Genomic DNA, 23134 nt, shown 5'->3' with positions numbered 1-23134 from the left:
CGGCGCGGCGAGCGGGAGTCCAACGACGCGGCGACGTTCGGCAGCCTCGTCATCGACCGCTCGGCGATGACCGTGACGAAGAACGGCGAGGACCTCCAGCTCACGCCGACCGAGCTGCGGCTGCTGCTGGAGCTGAGCCGGCGGCCGGGGCAGGCGCTGTCCCGGCAGCAGCTGCTGCGGCTGGTGTGGGAGCACGACTACCTGGGCGACTCGCGGCTGGTGGACGCCTGTGTCCAGCGGCTGCGCGCCAAGGTCGAGGACGTGCCGTCGTCCCCGACGCTGATCCGTACCGTGCGTGGTGTCGGCTACCGGCTGGATCCGCCTCAGTGACACAGCGGCACCACCAAGGGGGGGACCGCGGCTGGACCGCGGCGCGCAAGGGAGTTCTGTCGCGGCTGCGCTTCACCAGCCTGCGACTGAGGCTGGTCGTCGTCTTCGGCCTGGTGGCGCTGACGGCCGCCGTGTCCGCGTCCGGCATCGCGTACTGGCTCAACCGCGAGGCCGTGCTCACCCGCACCCAGGACGCCGTGCTGCGCGACTTCGAGCAGGAGATGCAGAACCGGGCGGGCGCGCTGCCCGAGCACCCGACGCAGGACGAGCTCCAGCACACCGCGGGCCAGATGGCGGGCAGCGACCAGCGCTTCAGCGTGCTGCTGGTCGCGAGCAACGCCGACGGCAGGACCGTCTACGGCAGCTCCGGCGGGCTGAGCGGCTTCTCGTTGCGGGACGTGCCGGTCTCGCTGCGCACGGCGGTGAACAAGACGCAGAAGGCCGACGGGGCCGACAAACACCCGCACCACCTGTACTGGCAGCGGGTCGTCGATCACGACACGCCCTACCTCGTGGCCGGGACGCGGGTGATCGGCGGCGGTCCGACCGGTTACATGCTGAAGTCGCTGGAGCCGGAGGCGAAGGACCTCAACTCGCTGGCCTGGTCGCTGGGGATCGCCACGGGGCTCGCGCTGATCGGCTCGGCGCTGCTCGCGCAGGCCGCCGCGACGACCGTGCTGAAGCCGGTACAGCGGCTGGGGACGGCCGCGCGGCGGCTCGGCGAGGGCAAACTGGACACCCGGCTCCGGGTGTCCGGGACCGACGAACTCGCCGACCTGTCCCGGACGTTCAACAAGGCGGCAGAGGCGCTGGAGAAACGGGTCGCCGACATGGCCGCGCGGGACGAGGCGTCCCGGCGGTTCGTGGCCGACATGAGCCATGAGCTGCGCACGCCGCTCACCGCCATCACCGCCGTGACCGAGGTGCTGGAGGAGGAGCTGGAGGCGGAGACCGGGAGCATGGACCCGATGATCGAGCCCGCCGTGCGGCTGGTGGTCAGCGAGACGCGGCGGCTGAACGACCTGGTCGAGAACCTGATGGAGGTCACCCGCTTCGACGCGGGCACGGCCCGGCTCGTCCTGGACGACGTCGACATCGCCGACCAGATCACCGCGTGCATCGACGCCCGCGCCTGGCTGGACGCGGTCGAGCTGGACGCCGAGCGCGGCATCCACGCCCGGCTGGATCCGCGTCGGCTGGACGTCATCCTGGCCAACCTCATCGGCAACGCGCTCAAGCACGGCGGCTCCCCGGTGCGGGTTTCCGTCCGTGAGGAGGGCGACTCGCTCGTCATCCAGGTGCAGGACCACGGGCCGGGCATTCCCGAGGACGTCCTGCCGCACGTCTTCGACCGCTTCTACAAGGCCAGCGCCTCCCGGCCGCGCTCCGAGGGCAGCGGCCTGGGCCTGTCCATCGCCCTGGAGAACGCCCACATCCACGGCGGCGAGATCACCGCGGCCAACTCGCCCGACTCGGGCGCTGTGTTCACACTGCGGCTCCCGCGCCACACGTACGCGCCGGGGGAACAGCCCGCCGAGGGCGAGCGGAAGGACGGGGACGACACCGGCCAGGACCAGGGCGAGGACTCGAAGGGGGACGCCTGATGACCACACGTCTCGTGTCCAGGGCTCGGATCGGTGCCGTGTCGGTGCTCGCCCTGCTGCTCGCCGGCTGCGGGATCCGGGCCACGGAGGTGCCGACGAACTTCGGGCCCGCGCCCTCGCGAGTGCGGTGTTCGCTCGCCGAGCCGGACGTGTCGACGCAGGCCGCCCGGGGGCTGCCGGTGCAGGTGTTCCTGCTGTGCGGGTCGTCGCTGGTGACCGTCGACCGGACCGTACGGGTCCCGGACGGCGCGGCCGACTCCGAGCGGCGCATGCTGGTGGCGCAGGGCCTGCTCGACCAGCTCGCGGCGCCGCCGTCGCCCGCCGAGAAGGAGGCCGGCTACAGCACGGACGTACGCGGCGGCATCACCGTGAGCGGGCCGCGGCCCGGCGACCCGGAGGACACGCTGCGGCTGAGCATGACGCCGGACAGCCTCACCTCGTACGCCCTCGCCCAGATCGTCTGCACCTTCGCCGACTCGGCGGCCGCGCAGGGCGACGGCTCCGTGGTCCTGGGCGGCCCCGGCGCCGGGCCCCCGCGCCGCTGGGAGTGCACCGACGAGGTGCGGGCCCGCCCGGGCAGCAAGGAGCCGCCGTCCAAGGACGTGGCCGGGGAGTGAGCGGGCCGGGGCTCCGCCGGGCTGTGGCGCATGCCTCACAGGCGTACCGGGGGCATCCCGGAACCGATTCCGCCGGAGACCGCGTCTACGGGGGCGTGCAGCGTCAAGGCTCCATCGGCGGCAGCGCCGCGTTCCGCATCCGTGTGACAGGAGGTGTCCTCCTCGTCGCACACCTCGCGTTCGTCGCCTGGTTCACGCTGCGGCCGCTGGACGTGCCCTGGGTGATGCCCGCCAATCTGCGGCCCTTCGACGGCATCCGGGCCGATCTCGCCCTGGGCTGGCTGGAGGCGGCCCGGCACATCGGCGAGAAGCTGGGGTTGCTCGCCCCGCTGGGCGTGCTGCTGCCGATGGCGAGCGGCAGACTGGTCGTCTCACCGCTGGCGTCCCTGCTGCGCACCGTCACGGCCGGCGCCCTGCTGTCGCTGGGCATCGAACTGCTCCAGACCGGCGTTCCGGGTCAGGTCGTCGACGTCGACTCGCTCTTCCTGAACACCGCGGGCGTGGCTCTCGCGCATCTCGCGCTCGTCCCGGCCGGCCGCTCCTGGCTGCGCCGCCGCACCACCGTCGGCCCGTCCCTCACGCCCCTCCCCGTGGAGGAGCCGGCTCAGGGTCGGACCCCGACGATTCCCAGGGTCGGGATCGCCCCGTGGAGCGACGCTTTGCCCCCTTCGTCTCCGTAGCGTGGAGTGCAGATGGGGTACTCGGACGAGAAGCCTCACGCCCCGACGCTGAAGGAGACGCACATGTCCCGCCTCGCCCGCCCCACCCACGGCCGCATGATCGGCGGAGTGTGCGCCGCACTGGCACGGCGCTTCGGCACCTCCACGACGACGATGCGGGTGATCTTCCTGGTCTCGTGCCTGCTGCCCGGCCCGCAGTTCCTGCTGTACATCGCGCTGTGGATCCTGCTGCCCTCGGAGAACAAGGTGCAGAACAAGGCACAGGCAGCCTGGTGACGACCGTTCACGAGAACGCCGATGGGGCGCACCCTGTTTCCAGGGGTGCGCCCCATCGGTGTGTGTTCCGCCCGGGCGGGAGGTTCAGCCGACCGGAACGCCGTTCACCGGCAGGCCGTGCGTGGGCAGGCCCTCCACCGGCAGACCGCCGAGCAGCCCGGCGGCCGACCCGGTCGGCCCCTCGGCGAGCAGCTGGGCGGCGACCGGCTGGGCGGCGGCGAGACCGGCACCGGCCGCCGTCTGACCCTGGCCCAGTGCCTCGCCCGAGCCCGGCAGCGTCGGGGAGAGCTGATCCGCCGGGAGCGCCTGGGTAACGGTCTCCAGCGTCTGAGCGGTGTCCGGGAGGGCCGGGACGGCGGCGTTGGCGGCGCCCGCACCGGCGGCGGCGAAGGCGGCACCGAGAGCGGCGACACCGAGGGACTTGGCAGCAGACTGCTTCATGAAATGCGTCCTCATAATGGGATGACGGGGTGTGAGCGGTCCAGCGACCGTAATCACTCGGCGCCATCCGCCGCAAACATCGAAATGCGGACGGAGTGTGAACACCGCCCGCATTCCCTGTGCGCCGAGGATTCTCGGATCAGCTCTCCGAGGGCGACAAACCGCTGGTGGAGGCGGTCTGCCGGAACAGCCATTCGGATTTCAGCTCGGCATATCCGGGCTTGATCACGTCATTGATCATGGCCAGCCGTTCATCGAATGGAATGAACGCCGACTTCATAGCATTGACAGAAAACCATTGCATGTCGTCGAGCGTATAACCGAATGCCTCGACCAGGTGCTCGAATTCCCGGCTCATGCTGGTGTGGGACATGAGGCGGTTGTCGGTGTTCACCGTGGCCCGGAAGTGCAGCCGGCGCAGCAGCCCGATGGGGTGCTCGGCGTACGAGGCCGCCGCCCCGGTCTGGAGGTTGGAGCTCGGGCACAGCTCCAGGGGGATGCGCTTGTCCCGGACGTACGAGGCGAGCCGCCCGAGCTCGACGCTGCCGTCCTCGTGGACCTGGATGTCGTCGATGATCCGCACGCCGTGCCCGAGCCGGTCGGCGCCGCACCACTGGAGGGCCTGCCAGATGGAGGGCAGCCCGAAGGCCTCGCCGGCGTGGATGGTGAAGTGGTTGTTCTCGCGCTTGAGGTACTCGAAGGCGTCCAGGTGCCGGGTGGGCGGGTAGCCGGCCTCGGCACCCGCGATGTCAAAACCCACCACTCCGAGGTCCCGGTGGCGGTTGGCGAGTTCGGCGATCTCCAGGGCGCGGGCCGCGTGCCGCATGGCGGTGAGCAGGGCTCCGACGCGGATGCGCAGGCCCCTCTCCCGGGCCCGGCGCTCCCCTTCCCGGAAGCCCTCGTTGACGGCCTCGACGACCTCTTCGAGACCCAGACCGCCCTCCAGGTGCTGCTCGGGGGCGTAGCGCACCTCGGCGTACACGACGCCGTCCTCGGCGAGGTCCTCGGCGCACTCGGCGGCGACCCGGACCAGGGCGTCGCGGGTCTGCATGACGCCGACGGTGTGCGAGAAGGTCTCCAAGTACCGCTCCAGGGAACCGGAGTCGGCGGCCTCGCGGAACCAGACGCCGAGCTTCTCCGGGTCGGTCTCGGGGAGCTGGGAGTAGCCGGTCGCGTGGGCGAGTTCGACGATCGTGGCGGGGCGCAGGCCGCCGTCGAGGTGGTCGTGCAGCAGAACCTTGGGCGCCCGGTGGATCTGGTCCGGTGTCGGGGTGTTCGCGGTGGTCTGGCTCGTCATTTCCGCACTCTAACTCCTACGCGCGTAGATGGCGCGTCCTCGTGTGCTTTACGTTTCCGTCGATACGTAACGGTGACCCCAAGGACGGGTCGAGTACACCCGCGCTTCTGACACTGTTCTGTCATGGCACACCAACCGACGCCGGTTCGCAGGGCCCGGCTGGGCAGGAGATTCGGTCCGGAGCCGTCGGCGGTGAGCGGCGTGGTGCTGCTGCTCCCCGGCGGCGACGAGGTCTCCGGCCGCAGGCCGTCCCCCATGGTGGCGACCGCCTCCGTACGCGCCCTGGGGCGCCGCCTGGCCCGCGCGGGCCGGGACGAGGGTCTCGTCACACACGTCGTGCACTACCGCTGCCGCGGCTGGAACGGCAGCGAGGCCAACCTCGCGGCCGACGCGGCCTGGGCCGCCGACGAGGTCGTACGGCGTTACGGAGACGTTCCCGTCTGCCTCGCCGGCATCGGGATGGGCGGCCGGGCCGGGTTGCGGGCGGGCGGGCACGAGGCCGTCAACTCCGTGCTGGCGCTCGCCCCCTGGCTGCCGGAGGAGGATGTGGCCGCGTCACCCGAACCGGTGAAGCAGCTGGTGGGACGGCAGGTGCTGATCGTGCACGGCACGAACGACGAGCGGACGGATCCCGAGTTGTCGTTCCGGCTGGCGGCACGGGCGAAGAAGACGAATCGGGATGTGTGCCGGTTCGAAGTGCACGCGGACGGGCACGGGTTGAGCCAGTACCGGGATGAAGTCCTCGCGTTGTCCGAGGACTTCGTGATGGGGGCCTTGTTCGGGCGGGCCTTGTCCCGGCCTGTGCGGGATGCGTTCGCCGCGCCGCCGCCGTTGGGGTTGCGGATGCCGCTGGCCGCGGGGTTCAGTCCTTCGAGGCGGTAGCGCCGTTTGAGGTGCCTGTGGTTTTCGGGGTGCGGGTTTGCCTTGGTTGCTCGCGCCCGGGCGGCGGAGCCGCATATCGACACGGCCCCGCACCCCTAGGTCGGCAGCAGACTGCCCCTTCTTGAGAGCAGGAACCTTTTGAAGGCCGCCACCGGGGGTGTGTCCGGGTGGCCGTTCAGCCAGGCCACTCCGATTTCGCGGGCCGCTCTGGGGGACGTCACCGTCAGTTCCACGACCCCGGGGCGGGGAACGGCCGGTGGGGGCAGGAGAGCGACTCCGAGGCCCGCTGCCACCAGGCCCCGCAGGGTTTCCGCCTCCTCGCCCTCGAAGGCGACGCGGGGCTTGAAACCGGCCTCCTTGCAGAGGTCGTCGGTGATGCGGCGGAGGCCGTAGCCGGGTTCGAGGGTGACGAACATTTCGTCCGCTGCCTCGGCGAGGCGGATGCGGCGGCGGGTGGCGAGGGAGTGGTCCGCGGGGACGACGAGGCGGAGCTTCTGTTCGTCGAGGCGGCGGGCGACCAGGTCGGGGGCGTCGGGGACGGGGGACGTCAGGCACAGGTCCAGTTCGCCGGCGCGGAGGCGCTCGAGCATGGCCTCGCCGTAGTTCTGGACGAGGCTGAAGCGGACGCGCGGATGGTCGGCGCGGAAGGCCTGGAGGAGGCCCGGGACCGTCTCGGCGCCCATGGTGTGCAGGAAGCCGAAGGCCACCTTGCCGGTGGCGGGGTCGGCGTCGGCCCGGACCTCCTCGGCGGCGCGCTCGACCTCGGCCAGGGCCCGCTCGACGGAGGTGAGGAAGGTGCGCCCGGCCGGGGTGAGGGAGACCGTACGGCCGTGGCGGGCGAAGAGGTCCACGCCGAGGTCCTGCTCCAGGCGGGCCATGGCCCGGGAGAGGGTCGACTGGGGGACGTTCATCTCCTGGGCGGCGCGGGTGACGTGCTCGGTGCGGGCCACGCCGGCGAAGTAGGCGAGGCGGGGCGCCAGCACCTTCGACATCTCCGCCATGTCTTCTGTGTCACTGGACGGTGACAGTCGACCCGTTGAACTGTGTTGATGCGTCATAGGAACGATTATGGCCGTTTCATGCATTGGACGGATCAGTGGGCGCGTCCGTAGGTTCGAAGCATGTCTCCCGCCAGTACCGAGGCGTCCACCACCGTGGGCGCCGATGTCCCTGTCCCTGCCGCCGACTCACGTATGTCCCCGGGCGGGCCCGGCTACCGCCGGATGAGCCTCGCCCTCTTCCTCGCGGGTGTCGCGACCTTCGCGCTGCTGTACTCCACGCAGGCGCTGCTCCCGCTGATCTCCGGCGAGTTCGGGGCGGCGGCGAGCGACGCGAGCTGGACGGTGGCCGCGGCGACGGGCGGGCTGGCGCTGTTCGTCCTGCCGATGAGCGCCCTGTCGGAGCGCTTCGGACGGCGTGCGGTCATGACGGCCTCGCTGGCCGTGGCCGTGACCGTCGGACTGCTCGTGCCCTTCGCCCCGTCGCTGGGTGTGCTGGTCGTGCTGCGGGCGCTCCAGGGGGCGGCCCTGGCCGGGCTGCCCGCGTCGGCGACGGCGTACCTCGCGGAGGAGGTCAGCCCCAAGGCGCTGGTCACCGCGATCGGACTGTTCGTCGCGGGCAACAGCGTCGGCGGGATGAGCGGCCGGGTCATCACCGGCTGGGTCGCCCAGGAGTGGGGCTGGCGGGTCGCCGTCGGTGTGATCGGCGCGCTCGCGGTGGCGTGTGCGGTGGCGTTCCGGATGCTGCTCCCCGCCCCGAGGAACTTCAAGGCCGGCTCGCTGCGGCCGCGCGTGCTGGCCCGGACGGTCCGTGACCACCTGTCCAACCCGCTGCTGTGCCGGCTGTACGCGATCGGCTTGCTGTTCATGACGGTGTTCGGCGGCGTGTACACGGTCATCGGCTACCGGCTGACCGAGGCGCCGTTCTCGCTGCCGCAGGGCATCATCGGCTCGGTCTTCCTGGTGTACCTCGTCGGCACGGTGTCGGCGTCGACGGCCGGCCGCCTGGTGGGCCGGCTGGGCCGCCGGGGCGCGCTGTACGCGGGCGGCGGTACGACGGCGGCGGGTCTGCTGCTGTCCCTGGCCGGCTCCCTCCCGTTGGTCCTGCTGGGCCTGGTCCTCATCACGGCGGGCTTCTTCGCGGGCCACGCGGTGGCGTCCTCGGCGGTGAGCAAGACGGCCACGACCGGCCGCGCGCAGGCCTCGGCGCTCTACCAGTCGGCGTACTACATCGGCTCCAGCGCCGGCAGCACGGTCGGCGCGATCGCCTTCCACGCGGGCGGCTGGGCCGGGACGGTCGGGGTCGGCCTGCTGGCGGTCCTGGGCGTCGTCACGATCACGGTCTTCGGGACGCGGGCGGCACGGATGCAGCGCCGGCTGGCCACGGCCGCCTGAGCCCGGAGCCTGGCCGTTCCCCCTGGTCGGGGCCGGTTGTCAGTGGGTGCGGATAACGTCCGCCTCCGCTGACCACCGGATCCGAGCAGGGGGATTTTCATGGAGTTCCGCATCGACCGTACGGCGTTGACCGAGGCCGTGGGCCGGGCGGTACGGGCGCTGCCCTCGCGGGCGCCGGTGCCGGTGCTGGGCGGGCTGCTGCTGGAGGCGGACGCGGGACGGCTGGCCGTGACGGGGTTCGACTTCGAGGCGGCGGTACGGGTGGAGGCCGAGGCGGAGGTCGCGGTGCCCGGGCGGGTGCTCGTCCTCGGGCGGCGGCTGCTGGACGTCTGCCGGGTGCTGCCGGACGGGCCGGTGAGCTGCGCGCTGGAGGCGTCGCGGTTCACGGTGGAGGCGGACGGCACGCGGTTCGGGCTGTCGACGCTGCCCCTCGCCGAGTACCCGGCCCTGCCGGCGCCGCCCGCGCCGTACGGCACGGTGGACGCCGTCGCGTTCGCGACGGCCGTCGCCCAGGTCGCCGTCGCGGCCGGGCGCGACGACACGCTTCCGCTGCTGACTGGCGTCCAACTGCGCCTGGAGGACGGACAGATGACACTGGCCGCTTCGGACCGCTACCGGTACGCCGTGCGGCGGCTGGAGTGGCAGCCGGGGGCCGCGGCCGACGGTGTGGTGGAAGCGTTGCTGCCCGCGCGGCGCCTGCTGGACGTCGCACGGTCGCTGGGGCGCTGCGGGGACGTGCTGATCGGGTGGGACCCGGCCGCCGGCGGCGGGCTGATCGGCTTCCAGGGCGGGCGGACGCGGACGGCGCTGCGGCTGCTGGACGGGCGGCTGCCGACGTACAAGTCGCTGTTCGACATGGCGGGGGCCGCGGTCGCCGAGGTGGCGTGCGAGGGGCTCGCGGAGGCCGTGCGGCGGGTCGCGGTGGTGGCGGAGGCGAGCAGTCCGGTGCGGCTGGACTTCTCGTCCGACGGGTCCGTCACGCTCCGCGCCGGCTACGGCGACGACGTGGCGCTCCAGCGGCTGCCGGCCACGCTGACCGGCGCCGACGAGGTGCCGGTGGCCTTCAACCCGGCCTATCTGCTGGACGCGCTGACGTCCTTCGAGAGCCCGCGCGTACGGCTGGAACTGCTGGGGGCGGGGCAGCGGGCGCTGCTGCACGCGGTGCCGGGCGACGGGGCCGCCGAGGGGGCCGGGGAGACGGCCGGGGGGCACCGGCACCTGCTGATGTCGGTGAAACAGCTGGTCTGAAGCGCTGCTCCTGCCTGCGCTTTTGTGTGCTCGGGGGGCCGTTGTCAGTGGGCTGCGGTAGCTTCCGAAGTGCTGGGCGCGATGGCGAGTGACAGAAATTCCACAGGGGTGGGTGGACGATGACGAACGGCACGGCGGCACCAACGGATCTGGACACCAGGCTGGAGGCACACCGGACCGAGCTGACGGGGTACTGCTACCGGATGCTCGGCTCCTCCTTCGAGGCCGAGGACGCGGTGCAGGACACGATGATCCGCGCCTGGCGCAGCTACGACAAGTTCGAGGGCCGCTCCAGCCTCCGCTCCTGGCTCTACCGCATCGCGACCAACGTGTGCCTGGACATGCTGACCGCGGGCAACAAGCGCGCCAGGCCCATGGACCTGACCGAGTCCACCCCGCTCGCCCAGGCGGCCCTCACCCCCCGCCCGGACAACACCTGGCTGGAGCCCATGCCGGACGCCCGTGTGCTGCCCACGACCGACGACCCGGCGGAGGCGGCGGTAGCCAAGGAGTCCGTGCGGCTCGCTTTCATGGCCGCCCTCCAGCAGCTGCCGGCCAAGCAGCGGGCCGTGCTGATCCTGCGCGAGGTGCTCGCCTGGAAGGCCAGCGAGGTCGCCGAGCTGCTGGACACGTCCGTGGCGTCGGTCAACAGCGCCCTCCAGCGGGCCCGCGCGACCCTGGCCGAGCGGAAGGAGCCGGGCGCCGACGCGACCCTCTCCGACCCGCTGGACGAGGACCAGCAGAAGCTGCTGGACCGCTATGTGGCGGCCTTCGAGGGCTACGACATGACGGCGCTGACGGCCCTGCTGCACGAGGACGCGGTGATGACGATGCCGCCGTTCGACCTGTGGCTGACCGGCGTCGGCGACATCACCGGCTTCATGACCACCCTGGGCGCGCCCTGCGCGGGCTCCCGGCTGGTGCCGGTCCAGGTCAACGGCCTGCCGGGGTTCGCCCAGTACAAGCCCGACCCGGAGAAGGGCGGCTTCACGCCGTGGGCGGTCCAGGTGCTGGAGATCTCAGACGGCCGGATCACCGGGTTCCACTGCTTCCTCGACACCCAGCGCTGGTTCCCGCTCTTCGACCTGCCCCTCCACCTCGAAGCGGAGACCGACCAGGTCGAGAAGGGCGCATAGGGCCGGGTCGGGATCGCGCAGCCTGATCCGGCCCCCGGCCCGGCGGGCGGCGAGCTGGAGCCGCGCGAGCAGGTCGACGGCGGCGAGCCCCGGCGGCCCGAGGCCTCCGACATCGCACACCACGACCCGGGCAGGGCCGGCTCGCAGCAGTGCCCGTACGTCGTCGCTCAGTCCGCTCACCTCGTCCCGGGCGACAGGGCCGGGGAGCACGAGCACGGGGGGGTATGAACTGGTACGGGATGGCTGTGCAGGTGTGCGTTCTGACGTGTGTGAGTGCGAGTGTCCGGGCCCTGTGGGGCGTCGCTCGCGGCGGGGGAACGGGAGTTCTTTCATCGAATGAGTGACCTTTGCGGGTGGTGGTCGTTGGACGCGGCGGGAAGGTCGTGGGTCTGCAGGCAAGGGGGTGGTCGGGTTTGGGCGTGCTGCGGGAGGTGGCGGCACCGTTCGTGGTGCCCGGCCCGTCCGGGGTCGCCGTCCGGGACCGGCTCAAGCAGCTGACCGCCGCCGATGAACGGGTACTGCGGCTGGTGGGTGACCATCTCGGCTCGCTGGCCTCGCGCGATCTGAGGGTGCGGTGTGCGGCCGGGCCGGAACACGACAGCGCTGCGTGGGCGGACCGTAAGCGGGCGCTGACGGGGCAATCGTCGGCGCGGTGGGCGGGGTCGATCACGAAGGCCAGCAACGACCAGTGGGGTCTGGCGCGGCGCGCCCAACTCGCACACATCCAGGGCCTCGAGGCTGGGGTGCGCACCATTGCTCGTCGGCTGTCTCTGCCGGTGGGTGAGAAGGGCAGAAAGGGCACGCCAGGGGGCTATAGGTCGCGGCGGGAGTGGCATTCCAAGTCCCGCAGGCTGCGTGTGCTGGAGAACCGGCTGGAGGCGGTGCGAGCCGACTGGCGAGCCGGTGTCGTGCACGTGGTGCGGGGCGGGAAGCAGCTGCTGAACAAGCGGCATCACCTGGATGCGGCCGGGCTGAGTGAGGCGGGGTGGCGGGCCCGGTGGGAGGCCGGGCGCCGGTTCCTGGCTGCGGACGGGGAGTCGGGCAAGCGGTACGGCAACGAGACCATCCGCGTCAGTCCCGACGGCGAGGTCTCTGTCAAGCTGCCCGCCCCGCTCGCCCACCTGGCGAACGCGCCGCACGGCCGGTACGTGCTCACCGCACGCGTGGCGTTCGCGCGCCGGGGCGAGCAGTGGCGCGACCGCATCACCGCTCACCGGGCCGTGGCGTACCGCATCCACGAAGACGTGCTCCGAGGCCGCTGGTACCTCACCGCCTCCTGGACCAACCCGCCAGTGAACTGCGTGCCGCTGGCAGCGGCACGCACGCGCGGGATGCTCGGAGTCGACACCAACGCCGACCACCTCGCCGCCTGGCGCCTGGACACCCACGGCAACCCCGTCGGCGCACCGCTGCGCTTCGGCTACGACCGCACCGGTACCGCTACCCACCGCGACGCCCAGATCCGGCACGCCCTGATCCGGCTGCTGCACTTTGCCAAGCGCCATAGCCTTGCCGTCGCCGTCGAGGACCTCGACTTCGCCGGCGAGAAGACCCGGGAGAAGCACGGCGGACGCAAGCGGTTCCGCAAGCTCATCTCCGGCCTGCCCACCGCCAGATTGCGGGCCCGGCTGGTCGGCATGGCCGCCGAACTGGGCATCCCCGTCGTCGCGGTTGATCCCGCCTACACCAGCAAATGGGGCGCCCAGCACTGGCACAAGCCCCTCACCAGCATCAATCGGGCCACCACGCGGCACGACGCCGCCGCGGTGGCCATCGGACGACGCACCCTCGGGCACCCGATCAGGCGACGGACGGCACCGCCCCTGCAGCACCAGAGTGATGCTGCAGGGCATCGGACCGTCCAGGCCGGACACGGGTCCCGGGCGCGTGAGGAAACCCGCCCCCGCATTCCCGGACCACGCACAAGATGCGTGTCGCCGGATGCGGAGCGAAAGCGGGCGACCAGTGCATCCAAAACCGTTCGGGATGCGCCAGATGCGCAGGTACGGGTCCAAGACTCACTCCTGCTCACGGAATAGGAACGGTGTCATGGCGTCCACGATCGGTAGACCGGGCGGGCGGCGGTAACTCATCGCGGCGGTCCGTCCTGTCGGCGCCGTAAGGATCACATTGACCTCGGGACGGCCTTCCCCGGAGGGTTGGCTGTATGCCCCATGCACCTGCCCCTCCGGTGCTGTCCGATGCCCGCCTCGCCGGTGAGGGGGTGTCGTGCAGGGGGTGCTGAGCGGGTTCGCGGTGATCGCCGGCGTCATCGGGGTGGGCTATCTGATCGGCCGCCGTGGGTATCTGGGCGACGGCGGACGCGAGGTCCTCACCAGGCTGGCCTTCCATGTGGCGTCCCCGGCGCTGCTCTTCACGACACTCGCCCGGGCCGACCTGTCGGTGATCTTCTCCGACCGGCTGCTGGTCACGGCGATGAGCACGGCGGCGGTGGCGGGTGTCTTCGTGGCGGTGGGTGCCGCGCGCGGCTGGGGTGTGGGCCGGACGACGATCGGCGCGCTGTGCTCCAGCTACGTCAACTCGGGGAACCTCGGCATCCCCATCGCGGTGTACGTGCTGGGCGACGCGTCACTGGTCGCGCCGGTGCTGCTGTTCCAGCTGGTCGGGGTCACGCCGGTGGCGCTGACGGTCCTGGACCTGGCGAGCGGCGGCGAGAAGCGGCCCCTGTGGCAACGCCTGCTCACGCCCCTGCGCAACCCGATAGCGCTGGGCTCCCTGGCCGGTGTGGCGGCGTCGGCGTCGGGCCTGCACGTCCCCGGCCCCTTGATGGACCCGCTCACCCTGATCGGCAACATGTCGGTCCCGGCGGTCCTTCTGGCCTTCGGCATCTCCCTGCGCGGCAGCACGCTTCCGCTGCGCGGCGCGGAACGGGCCCCTGTCCTCCTCGCCGTGGCCCTCAAGGCGGTCATCCAGCCCCTGGTCGCCTGGGCCCTGGCAGCGGGCGTCTTCGGGCTCCACGGCGCCTCCCTGCTCGACGTGGTGGTGACGTCGGCACTTCCGGCGGCACAGAACCTGTTCACGTACGCGAGCAGCTATCGGGTGGGCGAGGTGCTGGCGAGGGAGTCGATCTTGTTGTCGACGGTGTTGGCGGTGCCGGTTCTGGTGGTGGTGGCGGCGTTGCTGGGGTGACGGTCAGTCGACCGGGAACTCACCGGTGTCGATCGTCACGTCGAACGGGTCCGGCAGCTTGATGGGATCACCGAACTTCACGGCACTCAGGACACGGTAGACATCGCCCTTCGGCTCCCCGTAGAGCGTCGCGGTGGGGCCTCCGGGAGCCCAGCGGTCGACGAGGAGGTAGAGCGGAATTCCGGCCGTGGCGTAGGCGGCGGGCTTGCTGACGCGGTCGTGACGGGCGTTGGCTTTGGAGGTCACCTCGACGACGAGTTCGGCCAGGGCCGCCGGGATGTGGGAGCCCGCCTCCGCGCATTCCTGCACGGGCGCCACGAGCAGGTCCGGGATGAGCATGCCCAGACGTGACGGTACGGCGATCGCCAGTGTCTGGAAGATCTCCCAGTCCTCTGGGATCGCGGAGTAGAGGCGACGCTGGATGCGGGCCGCGATCACGTTGTGGCGGGACGCGGGAGCAGGGGACACGGTGATGATCCCCTCGATGATCTCCACCTTGCTGCCCTCAGGCCATTCCATGTCCTCCCAGAACCGGACGAGGTCGTCCCAGTTCTGGTCGGGGTCCTGGCTCACGGTGAGTGCGCTCAGTCGGGTAGCCGGAGGGCGTTGCCGCCCTCCGGCCCCCTCAGAACCGGACGTGCGGCTGTTCACCGCATCCGGCTCAAGCGGGCCCCTGGAGTCACGCGGGTCGGTCATCTTGCTTGGCCCTTCTGTGGTCGCCGGCGTGGTGCTGGCGATGGCAGTCGGCGTGTACGAGGCGAAGGTTCGTCCGCTCGTCCGAGCCGCCGTCGCGCCGGTAGATGAAGTGGTGCTTGTGCAGCGGCTTCATCGATGCCGAGAACCAGGCGGCCCACTCGCGTGGGTTGTCCGGTGTGTACTCGGCATCGGGGATCAGGGGCTGTTCACACAGCGGGCAGATCCCCTTCTGACGGGATGCGAGAGTGATGGTCCACCTGTCGGCGGTCCCGGGCATCCTTATGCGTCGGCGGTTCGCCCAGTACTCGGCCAGCGATGGATCGTCAGGGGAGTTGCCTTCCTTGACGATCACGTGCCGGACGATCCTGGTCCAGTTGAACTTGTAGAGGTAGGTGCCGGTGTCCCGGTCACCGAAGACCCACTGGTCCTTCCGGGTCGAGTTGAAAGCGCCGTAGTGCCTGGCCAGACGCCAGCCCTTCGGCTTGTTCGGGTGGGAGTGTTTGACCCACTTCTGCGTGAGCGTCCACACATAGAAATCCAGGGCCTTGAAGGTCTCCTTGGACACCACCGTCCGGTAGTAGGTGGCCCATCCCTTGATAATCGGGTTGAGCCTTCTCACCACAGCGCCAGCGTTCGACCCTCTCAGACCGACCACTTCACTGCGGAGCCGTTCCCGGACCCTCTTCACAGCCGCCTTGCTCGGCTTGATCAACAGGATGCCCTTGTATCTGCGGATGTTGAACCCGAGGAAGTCGAAACCTTCTTCGAGGTGGATGACGGATGTCTTCTCCTCGTTGAAGGCGACCCCGCGCGGGGCCATCCACTGAGACAACTGCTCCCTGACCCGGTGCGCTTCTTCCTCGCTGTGGCAGAAAACAGCGAAGTCATCCGCGTACCGAACCAGCACCGGGGCATCCCTTCGGGACCTGTTGGAGCGTCCGTCCGTGATATGTCCGGCCGCTGTCTCCATGCCGTGCAAGGCCACGTTGAGCAGCAGCGGGCTGATCACACCACCCTGGGGAGTTCCCTCATCGGTGGGCGAAAATCGTCCGCAGTCCATCACTCCCGCCTTGAGCCATCCTCGGATCGCTTCCCGTGCCGGGAAGGTACCGATGAGGCTCATCAGGTGGTCGTGGGAAATACGGTCGAACGCCGCTGTCAGATCAGCATCGAGCACCCATAACCGCTTGGCGCGTTTCTGGCCCGCGATATTGAAGATGGCGCCGATCGCGTCATGACAGCCCCGGCCGGGGCGGAAGCCGTAGCTTCGTTGCTCGAACCGGGCTTCCCACTCGGGTTCCAACGCATTCTTGACGCGGGCCTGGCGGACCCGGTCACGGATGACTGGAACGCCCAAGGGGCGCTGCTTTCCGTTGGCTTTGGGAATGTACACGCGCCGGACGGGCAGGGGCTTTCCAGGACAACGCTCCGCTGCGATTTCAGCGGCCAGTCGCCCTCGCGCGCTCGGAGTGAGCGCACGTTCTTGGTCAATCCCTGCTGTCCGACGGCCTGTGCTCTGCTGCGTCACCCGTTTCACGCTCACGAGCGTGTTCGAGTAAGACCGCAGCAACAGCTTCTGCAAGTTCCGGACCTTCTTCAGGTCCCCTTCCTGCGTGGCTGTGAAGATGCGCTGCCTCAGTCGCCGTACCGACGCCTCCGCCTTGGCCCAGTCGATGCTGTGCCAGGTCTGGGCGTAGTCCTCCGGTCCGTTCGCCGTCGTGGGAGGCATCGCCGTCATAACGGTCATTGCCACACCTGCCTTCGGCATCCAACTTGCCCTTCGGTTCAGGGTTCTTCGCAGTTCTTCATCACGGGCCTACCTGATCCGCGTGGGCTCCCTTTCGGGCCGGGGCATCGGCCCCGTATCCGACGAGTTATGGGACGCGGCGGAGGATTCCGCGTCCTTTTCCCCTGGGCTTTCGCCCTGTCGGCGTTCGCTTCTCGGATCATCCTGTCCCGCTGGAGGGTTGGTCCTTCGTTACCTCCGGCTTACCGAGATCACTCCCGGACTCCAACGGGGTTTCCACGTTCCACTCCCACAAGATGCGACCGGGGTGGGCTCCCTCTTAATCCCGGGCCCGACGGTGTCCTCCCCCTTCAGCACCAATCCTCAGGGGTCGTCGTGCGCTCTTCCGCGCCAGGGCCTGTCTGCCGCCGACAGCTCACCATCGACGCGGCACAGGAGTTACGAGATTTCGTCAAGGGTTCATTCGCATTAGCCCGTCCGGTCTTCCCCTGGCCTGTTGCGGCCCGATGGCCGTGCCGCTCTTGGGCTTACGCTTCCGGCTTCACACCCCGCCGTTGCCAGCGACGCATGCGGAAGTGGGGACGGACCTTGGACACTGGTCCGGGATGACCTGCTCATGACCGTCTTTCCTCCTGCGGGTCATCCACTTAGGTGGAGCGACTTCGTGTCGCACTGGCGGTCTCCTATCGGTGCGTCACCGATCCCAGCATGCCGAACGGGACCGGCGGGGGTCCACCGATCCCGTTCACCCGAAGGAGAAACCGCCTGGTCAGGCGATACGTTCCAGCACCACCGGCGACGCCGTGAAGTCCGTGCCCGGCGCGGCGATGTCGTACGAGCCCGCCACCGCCTCCAGCGCGTACGTGAACCGCTCCGGCGTGTCCGTGTGCAGGGTCAGCAGAGGCTGGCCCTCCCGCACCGTGTCGCCCGGCTTGGCGTGCATCTCGATGCCCGCGCCCGCCTGGACCGGGTCCTCCTTGCGGGCGCGGCCCGCGCCGAGGCGCCAGGCGGCGACGCCGATGCCGTAGGCGTCGAGGCGGGTGAGGACGCCTGAGGCCGGGGCCTTGATGACGTGCCGCTCGCGTGCCACCGGCAGCTCCGCGTCCGGGTCTCCGCCCTGGGCCGTGATCATGCGGCGCCAGACGTCCATCGCCGAGCCGTCGGCCAGGGCCTTCGCCGGGTCGGCGTCCTTCACTCCGGCGGCGTCCAGCATCTCGCGGGCCAGGGCGATCGTCAGCTCGACCACGTCCGCCGGGCCGCCGCCCGCCAGAACCTCCACGGACTCGCGGACCTCCAGGGCGTTGCCGGCCGTCAGACCGAGCGGGGTCGACATGTCCGTGAGGAGCGCGACCGTCTTCACGCCGTGGTCGGTGCCCAGGCCGACCATCGTGGAGGCCAGTTCCCGGGCGTCCTCCAAGGTCTTCATGAAGGCGCCCGTGCCCACCTTCACGTCCAGGACCAGCGAGCCCGTGCCCTCCGCGATCTTCTTCGACATGATCGAGGAGGCGATCAGCGGGATCGCCTCGACCGTGCCCGTGACGTCGCGCAGTGCGTACAGCTTCTTGTCGGCGGGGGCCAGGCCGTCGCCCGCGGCGCAGATCACCGCGCCGGTGCCGTCCAGGACGGACAGCATCTCCTCGTTCGAGAGCAGGGCGCGCCAGCCGGGGATCGACTCCAGCTTGTCCAGGGTGCCGCCGGTGTGGCCGAGGCCGCGGCCCGACAGTTGCGGGACCGCCGCCCCGCAGGCGGCCACCAGGGGGGCGAGCGGCAGAGTGATCTTGTCGCCGACGCCGCCCGTGGAGTGCTTGTCGGCCGTCGGGCGGGACAGGGACGAGAAGTCCATGCGCTCGCCGGAGGCGATCATCGCGGCCGTCCAGCGGGCGATCTCGCGGCGGTTCATGCCGTTGAGCAGGATGGCCATCGCGAGGGCCGACATCTGCTCGTCGGCCACCTCCCCGCGGGTGTACGCGTCGATGACCCAGTCGATCTGCTCGTCGCTGAGTTCGCCGCGGTCCCGCTTGGTGCGGATGACGGAGATGGCGTCCATGGCCATGGCTTGGGCTTCCTTCCGAGGGTTCCAGAAGCGTACGGCCCCCCTGAGCCGGTCGCGTGAGCAACTCAGGGGGGCCGCACGGGGATTACTTGGTGAGGTGCTCCGGGCCGAAGGCCTGCGGCAGCATCTCCGACAGCGGCAGGATCCCCGCCGGGGTCTCCAGCAGCAGGTCCGGGCCGCCGAACTCGTACAGCAGCTGGCGGCAGCGGCCGCACGGGACCAGCGACTCGCCGTTCCGGTCGACGCACGTGAAGTGCGTCAGCCGGCCGCCGCCAGTGTTGTGCAGCTCGGAGACCAGGCCGCACTCGGCGCACAGGCCGAGTCCGTAGGAGGCGTTCTCGACGTTGCAGCCGGAGATGATCCGGCCGTCGTCGACCAGGGCGGCCACGCCGACCGGGTAACCGGAGTAGGGGGCGTACGCCCGGGACATGGCGTCCCGGGCCACGGCGCGCAGCTTCTCCCAGTCGACCTCCGGGCCGGCGCCGGTCACTTGCCCTGCCCCTTCCGGTACGGCATGCCGTTCGCCCTCGGCATCCGCAGGCGCTGGGCGGACAGGGCGAGGACCACCAGGGTGATGACGTACGGCGTGGCGGAGACGACCTGGTTCGGGACCTCGTCGGTGCTCGCGTACCAGGCGAACACCAGGGCGCCGGCGATCAGGGTCGCCACGGCCGGGACGTACTTCTTGCGGACCACGAGCCAGATCGCGCCGATGACCAGCAGCAGGGCGCCGAGCAGCAGCAGGGCGTGGACGTTCGCGGAGCCGCCGCGCAGGTTGAGGCTGTCGGTGTAGCCGAACAGGCCCGCGCCGAGGGCGAGGCCGCCCGGCATCCAGTTGCCGAAGATCATCGCCGCGAGGCCGATGAAGCCTCGCCCGCTGACCTGGCCCTCCAGGTAGAAGGGGTTCGCGACGATCGACAGGAAGACACCGCCGAGGCCGGCCAGACCGCCGGAGATGACGACTGCGATGTACTTGTACTTGTAGACGTTGACGCCGAGGGACTCGGCGGCGACCGGGTTCTCGCCGCAGGAGCGCAGCCGCAGGCCGAACGCGGTGCGCCACAGCACCCACCAGGTGCCGGGGATGAGCGCGACGGCGATCAGGGTCAGCCAGGAGACGTTGGTGACCAGGCCGCCGAGCAGGCCGGCGATGTCGGAGACGAAGAACCAGCCCTGGTTGTTGAGGTCCCTGAGCGCGTCGGACAGGCCCGGCACCGTGAAGCTGCCGAGGGAGTCGACCGCCGGGGACTGCTTGGCGGAGCCGCCCGTGTGGCCCTCGAAGGCGAGGGGCGCGAGGTAGCGGGTGGCGCCGAGGGCGAGGATGTTGATGGCCACACCGGAGACGATGTGGTTGACGTTGAAGGTGACGGTCACGAAGGCGTGCAGCAGGCCGCCGATCGCGCCGCCGAGGATGCCGACCAGGACACCGGTCCACGGGCCCCACTGGAAGCCGGCCCAGGCGCCGAACCAGGTGCCGAGGATCATCATGCCCTCGAGGCCGATGTTGACCACGCCCGCGCGCTCGGCCCACAGGCCGCCGAGACCGGCGAGGCCGATCGGCACGGCGAGTTGGAGCGCGGTGGACATCTGGCTGACGTTGGTGATGCCGTCGGCGCCGGTGATGAGGCGGACGATCGAGGTGAGCGCCAGGCCGCCGGCGATGATCAGCAGCAGGACGGGCAGCGACAGGCGGCGGCCGGTCGGCGCCGCGGGCTGCAGCGTGGGCTGGTTGAGGTCGGTCACGGTGGTCATCGGCCAGCCACCTCCTTCGTGGTGTTGTTGTTGCCGAGGACGTGACCGGCGGCCAGTTCGGCGCCGACCCGGCGCTGCTGGCGGCGCAGGCCCCACTCGCGGACGGCCTCGTAGGAGACGACGACCGAGAGCACGATCAGGCCCTGCATGATGACCGCGATCTCCTTGTCGTAGCCGTGGAAGTCCAGCTCGGGCGAGGCCTTGTCGAGCCAGGCCCACAGCAGGGCGGCGAAGGCGATGCCCACGGGGCTGTTGCGGCCGAGCAGGGCGATGCCGATGCCGAGGAAGCCGATGCCCGTGGGGAAGTTCAGGCTGTAGGTGTGGGTGTCGCCGAGCAGGATCGGCAGGCCGGCGAGGCCCGCGATGCCGCCGGAGATCAGCATGGCGCTGAGCACCATGCGCCCCGGGTCCACGCCGCTGGCCGCGGCGGCGGTCTGCGAGGCGCCGGAGGCGCGCAGGTCGAAGCCGAAGCGGGTGCGGTTGAGGACGACCCAGTAGCCGATGCCGAGCAGGACGGCGAGCAGCACCAGGCCGTAGATCTCGCCTGCCGCGCCCATGCCGATGCCGGGGATCCAGCCGGAGGAGTGCATCTCGCCGGTGGTGTTGTTGTTGCCGACCTTCACACCGAAGACGTTCGGCAGCCACAGGTAGGCGATCACGGACGTGGCGATCGCGTTGAGCATGATCGTGGCGACGACCTCGCTGACGCCGCGGGTGACCTTGAGGACACCGGCGATGCCGGCCCAGAAGGCGCCGGTGAGGACGGCGGTCAGGAGCAGCAGCGGGACCTGGAGGGCGGCCGGCAGGGCGACGTGGGCGCCGACGATCGCGGCCAGCATCGCGCCGAGCTGGTACTGGCCGTCTACGCCGATGTTGAACAGGTTCATCCGGAAGCCGATGGCCACCGCGAGCGCCGCGATGTAGTACATCGACGCCTGGTTGATGACCAGCACCTGGATGTCCGAGAAGCCGATCTGCTCGAACATCAGGGCGAACGGCTCGACGGGGCTCTTGCCCGACGCGACCAGCACGATCGCGCTCAGGACGAAGGCCACGGCGAGCGCGATGACCGGTCCGGCCACCGCGAGGAGCACGCGCTCCCTGTCGAACTTCTTCATCAGCGGGCCTCGTCTTCCGGAGACTCGGGGGCGTCGGCCTTCGAGATCTCGGGGGTCTCTTCGTGCTCGAGGTGCCCGGTGGCGGCGCCGGTCATGGCCGAGCCGAGCTCCTCGGGGGTGATGGTGGCCGGGTCGGCGTCCGCGACCAGCTTGCCGTTGTAGATCACGCGCAGCGTGTCGGACAGGCCGATGAGCTCGTCCAGGTCGGCGGAGATCAGCAGTACGGCCAGGCCCTCGCGGCGGGCCTCGCGGATGTGGTCCCAGATGGCGGCCTGGGCGCCGACGTCCACGCCCCGGGTGGGGTGGGCGGCGATCAGGAAGCGCGGCTTGTGGCTCATCTCGCGGCCGACGATCAGCTTCTGCTGGTTGCCGCCGGACAGGGAGGCGGCGGTGACGTCGATGCCGGGGGTGCGGACGTCGTACTCCGTGACGATCCGGCGGGTGTCCTCCTGGGCCGCCTTCGGGTCCAGCCAGACGCCCTTGGCGAGGGGCTTCTCGGTGACGTGGCCGAGGATGCGGTTCTCCCAGAGGGGTGCCTCCAGGAGCAGGCCGTGACGGTGGCGATCCTCGGGGATGTAGCCGATGCCCTGCTCGCGGCGCCTGCGGGTGGGCCAGGCGGTGATCTCCTCGTCGGCGAGCCGGATGGTGCCGGAGTCGGGGTGCCTGAGGCCGATGAGCGCGTCGACCAGCTCGGTCTGGCCGTTGCCCTCGACGCCGGCGATGCCGAGGACCTCGCCCGCGTGGATGGTGAAGCTGATGTCGTCGAGGAGTGCCTTGCCGCCGGGGGCCGCCAGGCGCAGCTTGTCGACGCTGATGACCGGGCGGTCGGTGACCGTGGACTCGGCCGTCTCGGGCGTGGGCAGTTCGCTGCCGACCATCATCTCCGCGAGCTGGCGCGGGGTGGTCTCGGCGGGGACGGCCGTGCCGACGGTGGTGCCGCGGCGGATGACGGTGATCTCGTCGGCGACGGAGAGCACCTCGCCGAGCTTGTGCGAGATGAAGATGACCGACAGGCCCTCGGACTTCAGTTCGCGCAGGTTGGCGAAGAGGGCGTCGACCTCCTGCGGCACGAGCACGGCGGTCGGCTCGTCCAGGATGAGGATCCGGGCGCCTCGGTAGAGGACCTTGAGGATCTCCACGCGCTGGCGGGCGGCGACGCCGAGTTCCTCGACCAGCAGGTCGGGGTCGACGTCGAGGCCGTAGCGCTCGGAGAGCTCCTTGATCTTGCGGCGGGCCTTGGCGCCGATGCCGTACAGCTTCTCGCTGCCGAGGACGACGTTCTCGAGGACCGTGAGGTTGTCGGCGAGCATGAAGTGCTGGTGGACCATGCCGATGCCGCGGGCGATGGCGTCGGCCGGCGACGAGAAGGCGACCTGCTCGCCGTCGACGGCGATGGTGCCCTCGTCCGGCTTCTGCATGCCGTAGAGGATCTTCATCAGCGTCGACTTGCCGGCGCCGTTCTCGCCGACGAGGGCGTGCACGGTGCCCTTGCGGACGCTGAGGTGGATGTCGTGGTTGGCCACGACGCCCGGGAAACGTTTCGTGATCCCGGCGAGCTCGACGGCGGTCACCGATTCCTTGACCGCCGCTCCGGCCGGAGGGCTGCTGGACGCGTTGATGGCGCACTCTCCTGGGGACGGGGGTCGTCTACGCGCGTAGCGCCCCTACGGCATACAAAGGGGCCGACGCACCGCGACAACGGGGTACGAGGAGC

21 protein-coding genes and 1 pseudogene are annotated in these 23134 nt (G+C 70.6%); 11 read left to right on the top strand and 11 right to left on the bottom strand.

The genetic code is table 11. From position 1 onward, the window contains the following. From afsQ1 to AOQ53_RS20400, 5 genes and pseudogenes are all read left to right on the top strand, one after another. Positions 1-330: pseudogene (gene afsQ1 / locus AOQ53_RS20420) on the top strand (two-component system response regulator AfsQ1); the annotation flags it as partial. Then, entirely contained in the window at positions 327-1934 is a 1608-nt protein-coding gene (locus AOQ53_RS20415) for a sensor histidine kinase (protein WP_059419303.1), read from the top strand. The pseudogene afsQ1 and the gene AOQ53_RS20415, both read left to right, overlap by 4 nt. Beyond that, positions 1934-2551 carry a hypothetical protein gene (locus tag AOQ53_RS20410; protein ID WP_059419301.1) on the top strand — a complete coding sequence of 206 codons (618 nt, stop codon included), beginning with the start codon at positions 1934-1936 and terminating at the stop codon, positions 2549-2551. Before AOQ53_RS20415 ends, AOQ53_RS20410 begins: the two co-directional genes overlap by 1 nt. A gap of 95 nt (positions 2552-2646) precedes the next feature. Beyond that, on the top strand, positions 2647-3231 hold the full coding sequence (locus AOQ53_RS20405) for a VanZ family protein (protein ID WP_059419299.1): 585 nt from the start codon (positions 2647-2649) through the stop codon (positions 3229-3231). A 63-nt stretch (positions 3232-3294) separates the two neighbouring features. Then, positions 3295-3507 (top strand): PspC domain-containing protein, encoded by a 213-nt coding sequence (locus AOQ53_RS20400; RefSeq protein ID WP_059419308.1) that lies wholly within the window; start codon positions 3295-3297, stop codon positions 3505-3507. A gap of 84 nt (positions 3508-3591) precedes the next feature. On the opposite strand, the gene AOQ53_RS20395 is transcribed toward AOQ53_RS20400, so the two are convergent. Together AOQ53_RS20395 and AOQ53_RS20390 are read right to left on the bottom strand one after the other, a co-directional pair. After that, positions 3592-3948, bottom strand: coding sequence for a hypothetical protein (locus tag AOQ53_RS20395; RefSeq protein ID WP_059419297.1), 357 nt, complete (start codon positions 3946-3948; stop codon positions 3592-3594). A gap of 139 nt (positions 3949-4087) precedes the next feature. After that, positions 4088-5245 carry an adenosine deaminase gene (locus AOQ53_RS20390; protein ID WP_059419295.1) on the bottom strand — a complete coding sequence of 386 codons (1158 nt, stop codon included), beginning with the start codon at positions 5243-5245 and terminating at the stop codon, positions 4088-4090. Between the two features lie 123 nt (positions 5246-5368). Between AOQ53_RS20390 and AOQ53_RS20385 the strand changes: the two genes are divergently transcribed. Further along, positions 5369-6127 (top strand): dienelactone hydrolase, encoded by a 759-nt coding sequence (locus AOQ53_RS20385; RefSeq protein ID WP_059419293.1) that lies wholly within the window; start codon positions 5369-5371, stop codon positions 6125-6127. Between the two features lie 95 nt (positions 6128-6222). On the opposite strand, the gene AOQ53_RS20380 is transcribed toward AOQ53_RS20385, so the two are convergent. Continuing rightward, the gene (locus AOQ53_RS20380; protein ID WP_059419292.1) at positions 6223-7185 is read right to left on the bottom strand and encodes a LysR family transcriptional regulator; all 963 of its coding nucleotides are present in this window, start codon (positions 7183-7185) and stop codon (positions 6223-6225) included. Between the two features lie 63 nt (positions 7186-7248). Here AOQ53_RS20380 and AOQ53_RS20375 point away from each other — a divergent pair, with 63 nt between their 5' ends. The 3 genes from AOQ53_RS20375 (at position 7249) to AOQ53_RS20365 (ending at position 10904) form a co-directional block, all read left to right on the top strand. Beyond that, positions 7249-8520, top strand: a complete 1272-nt coding sequence (locus AOQ53_RS20375) for an MFS transporter (RefSeq protein ID WP_059419290.1) — start codon at positions 7249-7251, stop codon at positions 8518-8520. Between the two features lie 99 nt (positions 8521-8619). After that, entirely contained in the window at positions 8620-9768 is a 1149-nt protein-coding gene (gene dnaN, locus AOQ53_RS20370; protein WP_059419289.1) for a DNA polymerase III subunit beta, read from the top strand. Positions 9769-9887: 119 nt separating this feature from the next. After that, positions 9888-10904 (top strand): sigma-70 family RNA polymerase sigma factor, encoded by a 1017-nt coding sequence (locus AOQ53_RS20365; protein ID WP_059419288.1) that lies wholly within the window; start codon positions 9888-9890, stop codon positions 10902-10904. Here AOQ53_RS20365 and AOQ53_RS41330 read toward each other — a convergent pair. After that, positions 10788-11120: an STAS domain-containing protein gene (locus AOQ53_RS41330; RefSeq protein WP_148640357.1), complete on the bottom strand. Its 333-nt coding sequence runs from the start codon at positions 11118-11120 to the stop codon at positions 10788-10790. The genes AOQ53_RS20365 and AOQ53_RS41330 overlap by 117 nt on opposite strands. 197 nt (positions 11121-11317) lie before the next feature. Here AOQ53_RS41330 and AOQ53_RS20360 point away from each other — a divergent pair, with 197 nt between their 5' ends. Both AOQ53_RS20360 and AOQ53_RS20355 read left to right on the top strand, forming a co-directional pair. Beyond that, on the top strand, positions 11318-12943 hold the full coding sequence (locus AOQ53_RS20360; protein ID WP_059419286.1) for an IS200/IS605 family element transposase accessory protein TnpB: 1626 nt from the start codon (positions 11318-11320) through the stop codon (positions 12941-12943). Between the two features lie 190 nt (positions 12944-13133). After that, on the top strand, positions 13134-14054 hold the full coding sequence (locus AOQ53_RS20355; protein ID WP_059419284.1) for an AEC family transporter: 921 nt from the start codon (positions 13134-13136) through the stop codon (positions 14052-14054). 3 nt (positions 14055-14057) lie between these two features. On the opposite strand, the gene AOQ53_RS20350 is transcribed toward AOQ53_RS20355, so the two are convergent. The 7 genes from AOQ53_RS20350 to AOQ53_RS20320 form a co-directional block, all read right to left on the bottom strand. Then, entirely contained in the window at positions 14058-14642 is a 585-nt protein-coding gene (locus AOQ53_RS20350; RefSeq protein WP_059419306.1) for a Uma2 family endonuclease, read from the bottom strand. A 91-nt stretch (positions 14643-14733) separates the two neighbouring features. Further along, positions 14734-16497: a group II intron reverse transcriptase/maturase gene (ltrA, locus tag AOQ53_RS20345; protein ID WP_059419282.1), complete on the bottom strand. Its 1764-nt coding sequence runs from the start codon at positions 16495-16497 to the stop codon at positions 14734-14736. 769 nt (positions 16498-17266) lie between these two features. Then, complete coding sequence (locus AOQ53_RS20340) at positions 17267-18544, bottom strand: thymidine phosphorylase (protein ID WP_174523320.1); 1278 nt, start codon at positions 18542-18544, stop codon at positions 17267-17269. A 91-nt stretch (positions 18545-18635) separates the two neighbouring features. Then, positions 18636-19040: a cytidine deaminase gene (locus tag AOQ53_RS20335; protein WP_059419279.1), complete on the bottom strand. Its 405-nt coding sequence runs from the start codon at positions 19038-19040 to the stop codon at positions 18636-18638. Next, complete coding sequence (locus tag AOQ53_RS20330) at positions 19037-20302, bottom strand: ABC transporter permease (protein WP_059419277.1); 1266 nt, start codon at positions 20300-20302, stop codon at positions 19037-19039. The genes AOQ53_RS20335 and AOQ53_RS20330 overlap by 4 nt, the downstream gene beginning before the upstream one ends. Then, positions 20299-21420 (bottom strand): ABC transporter permease, encoded by a 1122-nt coding sequence (locus AOQ53_RS20325; RefSeq protein ID WP_059419276.1) that lies wholly within the window; start codon positions 21418-21420, stop codon positions 20299-20301. Before AOQ53_RS20325 ends, AOQ53_RS20330 begins: the two co-directional genes overlap by 4 nt. After that, positions 21420-22991, bottom strand: a complete 1572-nt coding sequence (locus tag AOQ53_RS20320) for an ABC transporter ATP-binding protein (protein ID WP_059419274.1) — start codon at positions 22989-22991, stop codon at positions 21420-21422. Before AOQ53_RS20320 ends, AOQ53_RS20325 begins: the two co-directional genes overlap by 1 nt. Positions 22992-23134 lie beyond the last annotated feature (143 nt).

Origin of the sequence: Streptomyces azureus, from assembly GCF_001270025.1 — a bacterium.
Lineage (GTDB): Bacteria > Actinomycetota > Actinomycetes > Streptomycetales > Streptomycetaceae > Streptomyces > Streptomyces azureus.
The sequence above is the reverse complement of the archived record's forward strand: the minus strand, read 5'-3'. Positions and strand labels throughout refer to the sequence as shown.

Excerpts from the sequence above, each read along its gene's own strand:
- AOQ53_RS20410 (WP_059419301.1), top strand. The coding sequence starts at position 1,934 with ATGACCACACGTCTCGTGTCCAGGGCTCGGATCGGTGCCGTGTCGGTG.
- AOQ53_RS20400 (WP_059419308.1), top strand. The coding sequence starts at position 3,295 with ATGTCCCGCCTCGCCCGCCCCACCCACGGCCGCATGATCGGCGGAGTG.
- AOQ53_RS20395 (WP_059419297.1), bottom strand. The coding sequence starts at position 3,948 with ATGAAGCAGTCTGCTGCCAAGTCCCTCGGTGTCGCCGCTCTCGGTGCC.
- AOQ53_RS20390 (WP_059419295.1), bottom strand. The coding sequence starts at position 5,245 with ATGACGAGCCAGACCACCGCGAACACCCCGACACCGGACCAGATCCAC.
- AOQ53_RS20385 (WP_059419293.1), top strand. The coding sequence starts at position 5,369 with ATGGCACACCAACCGACGCCGGTTCGCAGGGCCCGGCTGGGCAGGAGA.
- AOQ53_RS20380 (WP_059419292.1), bottom strand. The coding sequence starts at position 7,185 with ATGACGCATCAACACAGTTCAACGGGTCGACTGTCACCGTCCAGTGAC.
- AOQ53_RS20375 (WP_059419290.1), top strand. The coding sequence starts at position 7,249 with ATGTCTCCCGCCAGTACCGAGGCGTCCACCACCGTGGGCGCCGATGTC.
- dnaN (WP_059419289.1), top strand. The coding sequence starts at position 8,620 with ATGGAGTTCCGCATCGACCGTACGGCGTTGACCGAGGCCGTGGGCCGG.
- AOQ53_RS20365 (WP_059419288.1), top strand. The coding sequence starts at position 9,888 with ATGACGAACGGCACGGCGGCACCAACGGATCTGGACACCAGGCTGGAG.
- ltrA (WP_059419282.1), bottom strand. The coding sequence starts at position 16,497 with ATGACCGTTATGACGGCGATGCCTCCCACGACGGCGAACGGACCGGAG.
- AOQ53_RS20340 (WP_174523320.1), bottom strand. The coding sequence starts at position 18,544 with ATGGACGCCATCTCCGTCATCCGCACCAAGCGGGACCGCGGCGAACTC.
- AOQ53_RS20330 (WP_059419277.1), bottom strand. The coding sequence starts at position 20,302 with ATGACCACCGTGACCGACCTCAACCAGCCCACGCTGCAGCCCGCGGCG.
- AOQ53_RS20325 (WP_059419276.1), bottom strand. The coding sequence starts at position 21,420 with ATGAAGAAGTTCGACAGGGAGCGCGTGCTCCTCGCGGTGGCCGGACCG.